The organism is Bacteroides sp. MSSM.1001136sp1_RTP21357st2_D2_RTP21359_211015, from assembly GCF_040913205.1.
Taxonomy (GTDB): Bacteria; Bacteroidota; Bacteroidia; order Bacteroidales; family Bacteroidaceae; genus Bacteroides; species Bacteroides ovatus.
In genome coordinates this window covers 68,566-79,179 of record NZ_JBDFVF010000033.1, presented here as the reverse complement: position 1 = coordinate 79,179, position 10,614 = coordinate 68,566, and the positions used below count along the sequence as shown (strand labels likewise).

The 10,614-nt window shown below is 41.1% G+C and carries 6 protein-coding genes; 1 reads left to right on the top strand and 5 read right to left on the bottom strand.

What is annotated here, in order from left to right; genetic code table 11:
• Positions 1-317 precede the first annotated feature (317 nt).
• The 4 genes from AB5217_RS19220 to AB5217_RS19205 all read right to left on the bottom strand — a co-directional run bounded on the left by AB5217_RS19220 (position 318) and on the right by AB5217_RS19205 (position 4,912).
• A complete protein-coding gene (locus AB5217_RS19220; protein WP_004298485.1) occupies positions 318-1,073 on the bottom strand; it encodes a succinate dehydrogenase/fumarate reductase iron-sulfur subunit in 756 nt (251 codons plus the stop codon).
• 36 nt (positions 1,074-1,109) lie between these two features.
• Entirely contained in the window at positions 1,110-3,089 is a 1,980-nt protein-coding gene (locus tag AB5217_RS19215; protein WP_004298483.1) for a fumarate reductase/succinate dehydrogenase flavoprotein subunit, read from the bottom strand.
• 37 nt (positions 3,090-3,126) lie between these two features.
• The gene (locus tag AB5217_RS19210; protein WP_032844241.1) at positions 3,127-3,831 is read right to left on the bottom strand and encodes a fumarate reductase; all 705 of its coding nucleotides are present in this window, start codon (positions 3,829-3,831) and stop codon (positions 3,127-3,129) included.
• A 211-nt stretch (positions 3,832-4,042) separates the two neighbouring features.
• Positions 4,043-4,912 (bottom strand): helix-turn-helix domain-containing protein, encoded by an 870-nt coding sequence (locus tag AB5217_RS19205; protein WP_032844240.1) that lies wholly within the window; start codon positions 4,910-4,912, stop codon positions 4,043-4,045.
• Positions 4,913-5,185: 273 nt separating this feature from the next.
• Here AB5217_RS19205 and AB5217_RS19200 point away from each other — a divergent pair, with 273 nt between their 5' ends.
• Entirely contained in the window at positions 5,186-6,148 is a 963-nt protein-coding gene (locus AB5217_RS19200; protein WP_032844303.1) for a glycoside hydrolase family 18 protein, read from the top strand.
• Positions 6,149-6,483: 335 nt separating this feature from the next.
• On the opposite strand, the gene AB5217_RS19195 is transcribed toward AB5217_RS19200, so the two are convergent.
• Positions 6,484-10,611, bottom strand: a complete 4,128-nt coding sequence (locus tag AB5217_RS19195; protein WP_032844304.1) for a two-component regulator propeller domain-containing protein — start codon at positions 10,609-10,611, stop codon at positions 6,484-6,486.
• Between the last annotated feature and the right edge of the window lie 3 nt (positions 10,612-10,614).

The window sequence follows — 10,614 nt, the reverse complement described above, 5'->3', positions numbered from 1 at the left end:
GGAAAAGGCTAATGACTAAAAAGGGATCATTAGCCTTTTTATTTTAATACACTATATAGAATCGCGGAGACGCTTACGCGGTAACGAATGATTTTACCTTATTTCAATCCTCGCTTTCACCCGTAATTCTCTCATTCATAACAGTTCTGGCTATAAGGTGAAATCGGTGAAACTTATGAATTAAAAGTTCATGTTACTGATCCGTATTAATAATAATTGTGATCTACTCATACATAAAGAAATCCCCTGTCGGACTAGCCGGCAGGGGATTCTGTCATTAATCAAATTAAGCTCTCGCTATTGAAATCTAGCAATTTCTAGTCTTTTAATTTTGCGATGATGAAGTCGCGGTTCAAGCGAGCGATGTTGCTGATAGAAATATTTTTCGGACATTCAGCTTCACAAGCACGAGTGTTTGTACAGTTACCGAATCCCAGTTCATCCATCTTTGACAACATAGCTTTTGCACGGCGCAAAGCTTCCGGTTTACCTTGCGGCAACAAGTTCAACTGGCTAACTTTTGCAGAAACGAACAACATAGCAGAACCATTCTTACATGCAGCTACACAAGCACCGCAACCGATACAAGAAGCAGCATCCATAGCTTCGTCAGCGATAGGTTTCGCGATCAGGATAGCGTTAGCATCCTGCGGAGCACCTGTGCGTACGCTTACATAACCACCAGCTTGCATAATCTTGTCGTATGCAGTACGGTCTACCATCAAGTCTTTGATGACAGGGAAACCAGCCGAACGCCAAGGTTCAACAGTGATGGTATCACCATCGTTGAAACGACGCATATAGATTTGGCAAGTAGTAGCACCTGTTGCAGGACCGTGCGGGTGTCCGTTGATGTAAAGAGAACACATACCGCAGATACCTTCGCGGCAGTCATGATCGAATACTACCGGTTCTTTTCTTTCGCTGATGAGCTGTTCGTTCAGAATATCCAGCATTTCGAGGAAGGAAGTATCACCGGGGATATCTTTCATTTGGTAGGTTTCAAAAGCACCTTTAGCTTTCGGACCAGCTTGGCGCCATACCTTCAGTGTAAATGATATATTTTTATCCATTTTCTTCTAATTCTTTTAAATGTTTAACTTCACCGATTAGCTCTTGTAGTTACGAGTCTGAACCTTGATAGCTTCGTATACCAGCGGTTCTTTGTGCAATACCGGAGCCTTTTCATCGTCACCTTGATATTCCCAGCATGCTACATAGAAGAAGTTTTCGTCATCACGTTTTGCTTCTCCTTCTTCAGTCTGGTATTCTTCACGGAAGTGACCACCACAACTTTCGTTACGGTTCAATGCGTCGTAAGCAACAAGCTCACCCATAGTGATGAAGTCGTACAGACGGATTGCTTTGTCAAGCTCTACGTTCATACCTTCCTTAGAACCGGGGATAAACAAGTTCGTTTCGAATTCCTTGCGGATTTCTTTCAGTTCGGCGATACCTTTCTTCAGGCCTTCTGCCGTACGTCCCATACCTACATATTCCCACATGACATGACCCAGTTTCTTGTGGATAGAATCAACAGATTCTTTACCCTGGATGCTCATGAACTTGTCGATCTTAGCTTGAACTGCTTTTTCAGCTTCAGCAAATTCAGGAAGATCGGTAGAGAAACGAGGAACAGTGATCTGATCTGCCAGATAGTTCTGGATAGTGTAAGGCAATACGAAGTAACCGTCAGCCAAACCTTGCATCAATGCAGAAGCACCGAGGCGGTTTGCACCGTGGTCGGAGAAGTTACATTCACCGATAGCGAACAGACCCTTGATAGTGGTTTGCAGTTCGTAGTCTACCCAGATACCACCCATTGTATAGTGGATAGCCGGATAAATCATCATCGGGTTATAATATTTCACACCACTGATTTCTTTAGCCAGTTCGCCCGGATTAACGTCAGTGATTTCTTCGTACATATCGAAGAGGTTACCATAACGTTGAAGAACAACGTCGATACCCAAACGGTTGATAGCTTCAGAGAAGTCGAGGAATACGGCCAAACCTGTGTTGTTTACACCGAAACCTGCGTCGCAACGTTCTTTAGCGGCACGGCTGGCAACGTCACGCGGAACCAGGTTACCGAATGCCGGATAGCGGCGTTCCAAGTAATAGTCGCGGTCTTCTTCAGGAATATCACTTCCTTTGATTTCGCCTTTCTGAAGTTTCACAGCATCTTCTTTTTTCTTCGGAACCCAGATACGACCGTCGTTACGGAGAGATTCAGACATCAAAGTCAGTTTAGACTGCTTGTCACCGTGTACCGGGATACAAGTCGGGTGAATCTGAACGTATGCAGGGTTAGCGAATACAGCACCCTTGCGGTAGCAAGAGATAGCAGCTGTACAGTTACAACCCATAGCGTTGGTAGACAAGAAGTAAGCGTTACCATAACCACCGGTAGCGATAACTACTGCGTGAGCGGCGAAGCGTTCCAGTTCACCTGTTACAAGATTTTTAGCGATGATACCGCGAGCACGTCCGTCAACGATCACCACATCTTGCATTTCATAACGAGTGTACAGTTTTACAGTACCTACGTTTACCTGACGGCTCAATGCAGAGTAAGCACCCAGCAACAACTGCTGACCAGTCTGGCCTTTAGCGTAGAAAGTACGGGATACCTGTGCACCACCGAAAGAACGGTTGTCCAGTGTACCACCATATTCGCGAGCGAAAGGAACACCTTGTGCTACACATTGGTCGATGATAGCGTTAGACACTTCAGCTAGACGATATACGTTAGCTTCACGGGCACGATAGTCACCACCTTTTACAGTATCGTAGAACAGACGGTAAACGGAGTCACCGTCATTTTGATAATTCTTTGCAGCATTGATACCACCCTGTGCAGCGATAGAGTGTGCACGACGGGGAGAATCCTGAATACAGAAATTGAATACTCTGAAACCCATTTCACCAAGTGAAGCAGCGGCAGAAGCACCTGCCAGACCCGTACCCACAACGATGATGTCCAAACGACGTTTATTAGCGGGGTTCACCAATTTCTGGTGAGCTTTATAGTTGGTCCATTTCTCAGCCACCGGGCCTTCTGGAATTTTTGAATCTATCTTGATCATAATATTATTTACAATTTAATCATTTACAATTTACTATTTAGCAAGCACCGCCACAAATCAGTGTTTTCACGAAGAATACCACTACTACCAGTGCGAAACCGAGTACAACAATCGTAGAATAAATGTTAGAAATGCATTTCCAACGATTGATCCATACTTTGTTGTTCCATCCCAGTGATTGCATAGAGCTCCAGAAACCGTGAGTCAGGTGGAACCACAAAGCAAACAGCCAAACGAGGTAAAGAACTACGTAAACCGGGCTAGAGAAAGTCTTCTGGATGTGATAAGCACCATTAGCGGCATAAGCCAGCGTCAGTGTATCAGCGTGCATGCCCATGTTGTGCATCAGTTCCGGCAACTGCATTTTTGCCCAGAAGTTGAAGAGGTGCAAACCAAGACCTACGATAACGATCAGACCCAGCACCAACATGTTTTGAGATGCCCATTCTACAGTTTTTGGTTTGTCAACCACTGCATAGCGTTCGCTACCACGCGCTTTGCGATTCTGCATTGTCAGCCAGAATGCGTAGATGATGTGAATCACAAAAAGAGCGGCTAGTCCTGCGGTAGCCACTAACGCATACCAGTTTGCTCCCAGGAACTCACAAATCATGTTGTAACCATCAGCCGAGATGATTGCAACCAAGTTCATCGCCATGTGAAATGTTAGAAACAGGACAAGGGCGATACCGGTAACGCTCATCACCACTTTCCTTCCTACAGATGAATTACTTAACCACATAAATGATTGAATTTAAATTATTTAATTGTTAGAACTAAAATTTCGACGTTTTACACCTCTTACAGACTGCAAAAATAGGGGAAATAGATTGATTGAGCAAGGAATTAAAGAAATAATTCTTTAATAATGGATCAATGCGCCAATGTGTCAATATGCCAGCCAGTATGTACGCATGGTGCAACTGATTGGCACATTAGTAGAATGAGGCTGTTTATTGTACTTTTCCGATTTTCTCACCGCCGGCTGCTTTCTTGCGTAAAGCGCGTGGGGTATCTCCGAAAGAGTCTTTACAAAAGTGGGCGAAATGAGACAGGGAGTCGAATCCGTATCTGTTACAGATTTCAGTGATTCGCATTTTGGTGTGCTGCAGGTCTTCCAGGATTCCTTCCCGTTTCTTTTCCAGTATCCATTCGTATACGGGCACACCATAGAGGTTTTTGAAAAGGCGGCGGAAAGTAGTGGTCGTATATCCTCCCAGATGCGCAAATTCTTCCACGTTCTTCACGTTGCTGTAATTCTGCATGACGAAATAGTGGAAACTTTCCGTATAAGTGCTGATCGGATAGAAGAATGAACTCAGTTGGGGCAGCGGATAGAAGTTGGTAATCAAGAAAACCAGTTCTTTGCATTTTAAGTCGATATACTTGCTGCAAGGGTTTTCCTCAGCGAGGAATTCGGGCATACTGGTGACAAGGTGGTAAAGCCTTTCGCTCATAATCAGTGGAGTGTAGGTCAAAGGAGCTTCCGCCTGTTCCATCATTTCCCTATATCGGTCTTCGCAAAGCAAAGGCAGTTCGTTGAACCAGTAGACAACGTATTCAACATCTGTCAGTGCCAGTATTTCGACCTTGGAGCCAATAGCTTGCAAAACAATTTGTCTCTCGCGTAACGTTATTCCGGGATGCTCTTCGCTATTGATAAGTAATTCGCCCTTTATCATAAAAAGCATACAATTCTGCGTACACTTATCCTTGGGGATATGCTCTCCTTTAGGTAAGTTTCTATATACAAGGATATTCTCAACATTTTTTGGACATCCCGTACAGTTGGTATATTGTATGCAAAATGAATCTCTTGGCATGAGTTTTATGCGTGATTTATTATCTTAACGGAACAAAGATAGGCTTTTTTTGCGGAAAATGGAACTCTTTCTTTTATTTATGTTTTAGTAGAAACCTGCAAATATTATTCTTATCCCTTTGGATGATGTTAGAGAATTCAATATTTATCTGTTGTAAATTTCTGAATAGAAAACTTTATGTTGATTTTTGGAAGTATTATAGTTGTTTTTGAACATCTGTTTCCCTTTGATATGCGTATTTTTGCAATCTAAACGTTTTAATTATCAATCATTATGCTAATGCTAAGAAAAATTGTATTCTTCTTTTTTTTGTTTGTTGGATTATCATTGTTTGCACAGCAAGACTATATGGTCAGTTCTTATGTGCGGGGTAATTTTTACAATCGTGATCGTATCTCTACAGAAAGCTTGCGGGCAAGTGACGACCTTATTTTCTTGAATGTTCATCCTAATAAAGACGGATCATTGTCATTTGAGAATCCACGTGCATTTCAGGGAAAAGGGGTGACCACTTGGGAAGGTTTGATTAAATCGGTTCGTGCAAAAGTAAAAGGTACAAAAGTGAAAATACGTTTGGGAGCTTCCAGTGGCGAATGGAAAGCGATGGTGGCCGATGAGGCCGCTCGTACGACGTTTGCAAAGAACATAAAGACTGTACTGGAAAAGAATAAACTGGATGGCATTGATCTTGATTTTGAGTGGGCAGAAAATGAGAAAGAATATAAAGATTATAGTTTGGCTATCCTGAAGATGCGGGAAGTGTTGGGAAACAAGTATCTTTTCAGTGTATCTCTGCATCCTGTTTGTTATAAGATTAGTAAGGAAGCTATTGAAGCTGTTGATTTTATTTCACTTCAGTGCTATGGTCCTTCACCGGTTCGTTTTCCGATAGAGAAATATTGTTCGGATATACAGATGGTATTGGAGTATGGTATTCCGAAGGAAAAACTGGTGGCAGGAGTTCCTTTTTATGGGGTGACCAAAGATAATTCAAAGAAGACAGAGGCTTATTTCAATTTTGTACAGAATGGATTGGTTACGAGTCCTGCACAGAATGAAGTGATCTATCAGGGAGATACTTATGTGTTTGACGGTCAGGATAACATTCGTATCAAAACCCGTTATGCAAAAGAACAGAAGCTGAAAGGTATGATGAGTTGGGATTTAGCTACGGATTTGCCGTTAAGTGATAGCAGGTCATTACTAAAGACAATGACTGAAGAATTGAGGGAATGACTTAGTTCGCACGACTACTGCTTGTAATGTTTTCTTTTTGTAGATGCTGTTTAACAGGCTCTGTTTTAATAGGTTCCTCCCCTCCTTTATTATAAATCAGATTTATAAAGAATGTGTTAAAACGTTTTTCTTTAGAGAAATACCCCTGCCGCATCGTTTGAAGTGGCCCCAAAAAAGTTGGACGGTTTATAAATTAGCAAGATAGATAAAGAGTTCGGTGTTAGCACCGGACTCTTTCCTTTTAATTTAGGCATTATGACTTTACCCTCTTCTTTTTCGGCAGGAGCAAAATTTGTTTCTCAAAACGTATTAAGTGTAAATGGCTCTCTCCCTTTTTATGATTGTATGATCTGCTTCAGGTAATCCGAAGGCGAGACGCCAAATTCCTCTTTAAAGCATTGACGGAAATACCCCGTACTGTTCATTCCTACTTTATAGGCGATTTCAGAGATGTTGAACTTCCCTTCAAGCAATAAACGTTCTGCATTTTGCATTTTCACTTTCCGGATATATTCGTTGGTCGATAATCCTGTCAGTGCTTTCATTTTCCGGTAGAGGGTGGAACCGCTCATACACATCTTGTCTGAAAGATAGGTAATATCAATCTTCTCCGAAGAGAGGTTTTCTTCGATTAAAAGGGTGATTTTTTCAATAAATTCATTATCCAGCTTGCTTAGAGCTTCGGCGATTACGATACGTTTTTCTTTTAAATCTGCCTGATTGTCCGGAACGGATTGTGTCTGGAATTGAGCTATCAGTTTCTTTCTTGATTCCAGCAGATTGTTGATACGGCTGCGCAGTAGAGAAGCACTGAAAGGCTTTGTCAGATAAGAATCGGCTCCTACCTCATATCCTTCTTCTTTGTCTTGCAGAGAATCCTTGGCTGTCAATAGGATGACAGGAATATGACTGGTTTGTACATCCTCTTTTAATTGGCGACATAGAGTGATACCGTCCATGACAGGCATCATAATATCGCTGACTACAATATCCGGGATGCGGCTAAGAGCTTGTTGCTTCCCTTCTTCTCCATTGTAGGCGGTGAGTACTTCGAACGAATCGGCAAAGGACTCGGCGATATATTTCTGTATCTCTTCATTGTCTTCTACAATCAACAGGATCGGTTTACCGGTATCCAGTGTGGTTTCTTGTGGATATTCAAGGCTTGCTTCCTGATTCGTATCTTCTTGAATCGGTTCTGTAGAATCTGCGTGTAAGGCATTGGGATAGATATTATCCGTCAATAGGCTGATATAGAAAGTACTTCCTTCGTTTTGCATACTTTCTGCCCGGATTTCTCCTTCATGCAGGGTGACCAGATTCTTCACTAGGGCCAGGCCAATGCCTGTTCCGGATGCCTGATGCTTGCCGCTTTCCTGATAATAACGGTCAAAAATATGTGGCAGGGCTTCAGCAGAAATTCCATATCCCGTGTCACTGACTTTTATCTCCGTATAAGCAACTTCATTGCGCATCGTTTGATACAAACTTAGAGTGACGCGTCCCTGTTCCGTATATTTGATTGCGTTGGAAATAAGATTATCTAAAACAATGGTAATGATTTCCTTATCGAAGAAAAGAAACATTTCTTCTTTTTCTATTTGAATCTGGAAATCAATCTTGGTCTTTTGATTTAGTTCTTTGTATTTAAGCCCTATCTCATAGATCAGAGGAGCGATATTGCCTTTGCTGACACACAATTTCTTGTTTTGTGTCTCTGTCTTCCGGAATTCCAGTATTTGATTAATCAAGTTGAGCAACCGTAGTGCACTCTGATGGATGACAGATAACTTCTGGGCTTGTTTTGCCGGAAGTGAGGTTTCTTTTTGCATATCTTCCAAGGGACCAAGGATTAAGGTCAACGGTGTACGTAGTTCATGGGTGATATTGGTGTAGAACCGCAGACGTTCCTGGTTCAATTCCTGTTCTTGCTCATGGTTTTTCTTTTCCAAAGTGTAGAGGCTTTCCAAATCCAGCTTCTTTTTATATGCATGCAAGATAAGATAAATGATGCTGATAGATACTAAAATATAGATAAGCTTTGCCCACCACGTCAGCCAAAGAGGGGGATTGACACGGATGGTAAGTGAAGTCGCTTCTTCCGGCCATTCCTGATTGTGTACCCGTGCTTTGATGAGGAACTCATATTTACCCGGCGGGATATTTCGGAAAGTGACACTGTTGTTTTCGTTAACGACATACCATAATTTATCGAGTCCCTTCAACATATAAGTGTATTCCACTTGGTTAACGAGAGAGTAATCTTGTATATTGAATGTCAAGCTAAAGCTGCTTTGGGTATGTGTAAGCTCAACCTCCCCTTTTTCTAATATGGGAATAAATATTTCATTATTCTTGGTTGTCTCTAACCGTTCGAATATTTTCATCTCGGTAATGACTACCGGTGGAGTTTCGAGTTTACTCATTGCAATATCGGGAGTAAAGAAACATAGTCCATTGATAGAACCAAAATAAATAACTCCATCATTGTTTTTAGTAACGCATCCGCTCATGAAGTTTCCTTGTGGAATGTTATTGAAATGATCATAATTGTAGAAACGCTTTTGTGCTATAATGTAGCAGCTAATTCCTGTATTTGTACTAACCCATATATTGCTGTTTTCATCTTCTGTGATTGCTCTTATATGTGTGTTAGGCAAACCTTCTTCTCTTTGGAATATTTGGTAGTCAAAAGAGTCGGATGTAGGAAAACAGACTAACCCTTCTCCTGTAGCAACCCAAACCTGTTTGCTTTTACTTAAATATATTGAGTTGATGGTATTTGAGCAGAAACCCTCGTACTGATTAAACTTCTTGATTAATTGCATTTGAGGAGTATATACGCCGATTCCTCCTCCGAATGTCCCTATCCAGAAACGTCCTTTGTCATCTTGTGCGATGCTACGCACTAAATTCTCAGGTAGTTGGCAATTGAGAGTATTGTAATGCTTGACAACTTTCTTCTTGGAAAGACTGAAAACGTAAATTCCTTTGTGTGTACCTATCCAAATATTTTTCTCCTGGTCTTCATAAAAGGTTCTGATATCTAATAATTTACCTTTTTCAAGTTCGATGGTTTTGAATTCTCCTGATTGCTTATTATAATGACTTATGTTCCCTAAATAAGTGCCGAACCATAAATTGTTCTCAGAGTCTTTCAAGGAGCATAGTACTGAATTGGACATGAGTTTTCCATTCTCCTTATTATAAATGGCTGTTCGTTTCCCATTTTCAAAAACATTAATTCCTCCTCCGTCAGTCCCTATCCACAGTTTTCCTTGCATGTCGCTACAAATACTGCATACTACCTTGTTATTTAAAGCTCTTTCGTTAGTTTGGATGGATGAGTAGTTCCATGTATTGAATGAAGGGGGACGGCTGCTGATAAAATTAATTCCTCCTCCCCAGGTACCAATCCATATATTATTGAATGAATCTTGAAAGACATATCGAATGCTGGCGTTTGATAAACTGTAATTGTCATCACCTTCCCGGATAGATTCAAAATGTATCTGTTCCGGCAGAAGGAATTGATTTTGCCGTAAATCCAGGATCATAATACCGTTCAATTCAGTCGCAATCCAGAGTTTGTTATCTTTAAATTGTTTAATGGAGAAAATATAACTGGATAAGGCCCCTTGGGAATTGCCGGGATTCATGTGAAAGTTTGTAAATGAGTTTGTGTTTGGATTGAACAAAGCCAAGCCTTTATTCGTACCAATCCATATATTCTCATTTGTATCTTTATAGATGCAGCGTACATCGTTCCCTGGTAAACTGTGTGGGTCTTGCGGGTTGTGTATAAAGTGTTTGACGGATTTATCTTTCAGGGAGAGAATGCTCAAGCCGTTGTCAACATGCCCAATATATAATGTATTATTTCCTTCTTCCATGATAGTCCATGTTTGTTCAGAAGGTAAAGCGGGTATTGTATGTTTATTATAATGTGTGAATTCTCCGGTGGTTATATTCAAATAGTCAATACCTCGATAATAAGTACAGACCCATAATCCATCATCTGATTGTGTTGATGGAGTTATGTAAGTTACGTCATTGGTGATCAAGCTAGAGCTGTCTTCTTCCTTATGCTGATAAATGGTAAAGTTCTGTGTTTCATAATTATAAGCGTTCAGTCCTTCCCGTTGAGTAGCTATCCAAACAATCGGACGTCTGGGGTCAGCGCATACTATGTTTAATTCATTACCGGTTATGCTTTGAGAGTTTTTTGATGGGGTGTTTTTATAGTATGTGGTAAATCTGGTTCCATCAAACTTATTTAATCCTTCTTCCGTGGCAAACCATAGAAACCCCTTTTTATCTTGTGTAATGTTGACTACATAATTATTGGACAGTCCTTGTTCGATTCCGATTTCTTGAACGATATAAGGAGGTACTTGCGCTGTCATCCGGTTAGAGCAAGACAATAGCATAATGAATAGTAGGAAGAGTTTTTTCTGCTTCATGAC

Excerpts from the sequence above, each read along its gene's own strand:
- AB5217_RS19220 (WP_004298485.1), bottom strand. The coding sequence starts at position 1,073 with ATGGATAAAAATATATCATTTACACTGAAGGTATGGCGCCAAGCTGGT.
- AB5217_RS19215 (WP_004298483.1), bottom strand. The coding sequence starts at position 3,089 with ATGATCAAGATAGATTCAAAAATTCCAGAAGGCCCGGTGGCTGAGAAA.
- AB5217_RS19210 (WP_032844241.1), bottom strand. The coding sequence starts at position 3,831 with ATGTGGTTAAGTAATTCATCTGTAGGAAGGAAAGTGGTGATGAGCGTT.
- AB5217_RS19205 (WP_032844240.1), bottom strand. The coding sequence starts at position 4,912 with ATGCCAAGAGATTCATTTTGCATACAATATACCAACTGTACGGGATGT.
- AB5217_RS19200 (WP_032844303.1), top strand. The coding sequence starts at position 5,186 with ATGCTAATGCTAAGAAAAATTGTATTCTTCTTTTTTTTGTTTGTTGGA.
- AB5217_RS19195 (WP_032844304.1), bottom strand. The coding sequence starts at position 10,611 with ATGAAGCAGAAAAAACTCTTCCTACTATTCATTATGCTATTGTCTTGC.